Origin of the sequence: Candidatus Desulfatibia sp. (assembly GCF_036446775.1) — a bacterium.
In the GTDB taxonomy this organism is placed as follows: Bacteria; Desulfobacterota; Desulfobacteria; order Desulfobacterales; family UBA11574; genus Desulfatibia_A.
Map to the genome: position 1 here is coordinate 1 of NZ_JAZFTO010000279.1, position 3,375 is coordinate 3,375.

Consider the following 3,375-nt stretch of genomic DNA (forward strand, 5'->3'; position numbering starts at 1 on the left):
CTGAACAAGTCTCCCAATATCCCCGCATACAGGTTTTTAGTCCCCCATATTTTCGATTCCTAGCTCTGGGAAGGCTTGCCCTGTGAACGGCAAAATGTCCGTTTCCCGGATGGTTAAGCGGCTTCTTTATTCAAAACTTGGCAAGGCTTGAGGAAGCACAAATAGGCTGAATTGTTTTGAAAGTTTATGCCATATTTGCTAGAATGCCGGTGAGTAGAATAACTTAAATGGGGTCGCATGGGGTATGCCGGGTAGTATGATCGCATCCTAAGAGCCCCAAGGGAGAGTACTGTGCCGTCTAATCGGTATATGACACGATTCTTTTTTTTCCTCCTGATGGTTCTCTTCGTTACCTCATCATGCACCATGTATAAAGACATCGAGGAAATGAAAAAACCCAAATATGAAGTCGGGGATCAGCGCGGCGCCAAGTTCTGTGCGGAATGCCACGAGGAAATATATGAAGAGTGGAGGGCAAACTCACGCCACGCGCAGGCGACCACGGCCGCGTCTTTCAATGATTTCAAGGAAATGTTTACCGGCGTTTTCATGTACAAGGCTATGATGGGCGGCGAGGCAATGTGCTATGCCTGCCACGGCATAAAGGAAGTTAACGACGGCGTTAACTGCGAGACGTGCCATGGAACGCTGTTGCCGGCCGAAACGGTTGAGGACTCGATTGAAGTTACGCATGAAAAGAAGTATTTGCCGGGCCGGGAACAAATGAAAAAGGCCGAATTCTGCCTGAAATGCCATACGATGGTCAACCCTTTGTCGGGCGTCCCGCTCATGGGCCTGAAGGCTTCCTACCTGAAAAGCCAGGCGGCTGCGCAAGGTACTACTTGCCAGGATTGCCACATGAAACCACGGGAAAGCGAACTGAGATATCACGGCTTCGATACGGCTGTACGGAATGTAGAAATATATCGCGACGATCTGGATATCAAAGATGTAGCTCTAGAATTCCCTAATTTCAGCCTCTCCATCGAAAACCGTGTTATGGGCCACTCGATCCCGGCCGGCGGCGGCACGCGCACCCTCGGCCTTGAGATAAGTTTTATCGATAACCGGGGAAAGCGGATTCATCAGATCATCACGACTTTCGCAAAGAAATATAATCAGATGCCTGTATTCGGACTGATGCCTTATAAACTCCTGGAGGATACGCAACTCCAAAGCGGCGAGGCAAGAAGGCTTGAATTTACGCTGCCCGCTTCGTTGAACGGTCAGATAAGTGAAGTTGTGTTAACGATGAAGTTATATGAAGTATCCGACGAGCACGAGGGCGATATCACCAAAGCTTATTGGACAAGCGAGCCCTTTTTTGAGAAAAGGATGAATTTCCCAACACTTTAACACGGAGGAAAATCCAATGGGACCTGATTTCTTTGGCGGTGGGGGAATGTGGGGCTTCCCCATAATGCCCTTTTTATTCGTGATTTTCATTGTCTTCGGCCTATTCATGATGTCCAGAGGGGGAATGATGCGCGGCATGCACCGTGGTCATGGCGAAAACTATTCAAATCCGCAACCCGGACCGGAAGAGACCGCACTCGACGTACTTAAAAAGAGGTACGCCAAGGGGGAAATTACCGGTGAAGAATTTGAAAAAATGAAGGAAGACATAAAATAGTCGTCGTCCTTCCTGGCCGGTTCAGCCGAATCTGGCCGGGAAATTTAAACCGCCGGGATTTTCGCACCGCGTATTTTAAGGAACAATCCCCAATACTTGCCCTGATCCTAATGTATAACGCTTCCAATTACTTTTGGAAGAGAATTATCAGGCTGCTGAAAAAGCAGACTGATAAGCAATCCATGGACGGATTGCCCAAATTGCGTAGGCTGATTGCCAAGCAATTTGAAAGGCTTGGACGAATTTATTTCGACCAAGCCGTAGCTGAAAAAGTCCCGGATGGACTTTTTCAACAAACTGCTAGATAAGCGGATTGCCCGCTACACAGAAAGTCAAATCCTTTGATACTCCCAGCCTTGTCTAACGCGCCGGACAATCTTCTCGACGGCAGACGGGGTGACAATAACGCCTTTTATAAAGCTTATCGCTCTTCCCATCCGTTTTTCATACCTGCTCGCAGCAACCCCGCAGGCCAAGAAACTAAGGTTGGGGTATTCTACCTGCATTCGCTTTATCCGCTTTATAAAAAGAGATTCGTCAGCGTTGAAAAGACTCAAACCCTCTCCATTAGCTATGACTTCAACAGCCACTTTTTTACCAGATTCCCCCTGGGCAAGCAGTATTTCTGCAGCCCTATCTAATATTTCTTTTGATTTTATTGGATCGGCGGAATTGAGGTGGAGGATAACGTTTTTAAATTCATTTGGCGAATAATCAGCTTTAAATGAATCCTGTTCCGGTAGGGCACTTTTCCCAAAAACTGAAATCTGCAAACCATTATTTACCCCAACATGGGCGAACCAGGCAACGACTAAAAATCAGCCGCCTCCCCGGTTACCTTTTGCCATGAGTCAACGCGTCGTCTATAATCAACAAAACCTCTCAAAATGGGAGGAAATAGCGCAAAATAGGCGAAGCGTGAAAAAGGCGGCCAGCGAAATTACCGGATACGCTTAGATAGCGAACTGACAAAACCTACAAAACCTCAAATGCGCGCGGTTTACCGGGTGGGCTGATAATTGGCGGCTTGCTCACGGGCTTCGCCTTCGTTCACTCCCGCAACTTTTTATATAAGTGTTTTCTTTTTGCCAAGTGCGGTTTTGGCAATCCGCAATGGGATTCATTCTTTGCCTTGTGTTTTGGGGGGCCTTTTAGCGGTGAAATACGCTCCATGCCGAATCCGATTTTCAAATCCTTTATCCGGTTTTAGCTCGCATCGCCGCGCTGTCCTGGCGAAAATACTTTAATTCAACAAGTGTAATTTTAAATCCTTGAGCGTCCGCTCGTACAGCCCTTCCGGTATTTTGACCTTATTCAAGACATGAGCCCTTTTAGCCTGTCATGCCGGACTTGATCCGGCATCCAATAATTCACGCTTACTAAAGAAAATGAAATTGTCAAATGTCAACGGACTGTTGCCCAAAGGATATTGAAGGTGTTAATAAGGAAATCGTTAAATAATTACCCCTTTAATTCAATAGTTTATAAAAGAGCGTATTACAAGAATCTTTATAAAAACCCTTTAAAAGGGTTTGGGCAATAGTTCGTCAAGACCTGACCCCAATTCCTCCAATTCCCCTCTGAAATTTTTTCATTTTTATATGTCGTTGCAACGTCAATATGTCATTTTTATTGCAACGTTAAAATGTCACTGTCAGGCATATTGATATTTAAGCGACCTCCATTTCTATATTTTGATTAGCAAACCCGGCAAGTTTCAAGTTTTTGTAATAGACTTCAAT

3 protein-coding genes are annotated in these 3,375 nt (G+C 45.8%); 2 read left to right on the forward strand and 1 reads right to left on the reverse strand.

Annotated features, from left to right (window positions below; all coding sequences use genetic code 11):
• The first annotated feature begins 387 nt into the window (after positions 1 to 387).
• Together V3S16_RS13220 and V3S16_RS13225 are read left to right on the forward strand one after the other, a co-directional pair.
• Positions 388 to 1,356 carry a multiheme c-type cytochrome gene (locus V3S16_RS13220; RefSeq protein ID WP_413885684.1) on the forward strand — a complete coding sequence of 323 codons (969 nt, stop codon included), beginning with the start codon at positions 388 to 390 and terminating at the stop codon, positions 1,354 to 1,356.
• Between the two features lie 16 nt (positions 1,357 to 1,372).
• Complete coding sequence (locus tag V3S16_RS13225; RefSeq protein WP_413885686.1) at positions 1,373 to 1,633, forward strand: SHOCT domain-containing protein; 261 nt, start codon at positions 1,373 to 1,375, stop codon at positions 1,631 to 1,633.
• A 332-nt stretch (positions 1,634 to 1,965) separates the two neighbouring features.
• On the opposite strand, the gene V3S16_RS13230 is transcribed toward V3S16_RS13225, so the two are convergent.
• Entirely contained in the window at positions 1,966 to 2,406 is a 441-nt protein-coding gene (locus V3S16_RS13230) for a hypothetical protein (RefSeq protein ID WP_413885688.1), read from the reverse strand.
• Positions 2,407 to 3,375: the final 969 nt, after the last annotated feature.